Source organism: Xanthovirga aplysinae, from assembly GCF_009711365.1.
Classification (GTDB): Bacteria; Bacteroidota; Bacteroidia; order Cytophagales; family Cyclobacteriaceae; genus Xanthovirga; species Xanthovirga aplysinae.
Map to the genome: position 1 here is coordinate 1 of NZ_SMMB01000030.1, position 227 is coordinate 227.

The window sequence follows — 227 nt, forward strand, 5'->3', positions numbered from 1 at the left end:
CCCTGTAAATAATGTTTATATTTTAATGACCTTGACTTCTCCTGCATGCCCAGCGGCAGAGGCAATTCCTTCTGAGGTGGAAGAAAAAGTAAAGGCCATTGAAGGTGTTAATGACGTAAATGTAGAGTTAACCTTTGACCCTCCTTACTCTCAGGATATGATGTCTGAGGCTGCCAAATTAGAATTGGGCTTCATGTAAGGGGTTCCTTCAATAAAAATTTTGAAAC

General features: G+C 40.1%; 1 protein-coding gene. It reads left to right on the forward strand.

Annotation, left to right across the window (positions count from 1 at the left end):
• Positions 1–199: iron-sulfur cluster assembly protein (locus E1171_RS00025; RefSeq protein WP_155202967.1), on the forward strand; the 199-nt coding region annotated here is incomplete at its 5' end.
• Positions 200–227 lie beyond the last annotated feature (28 nt).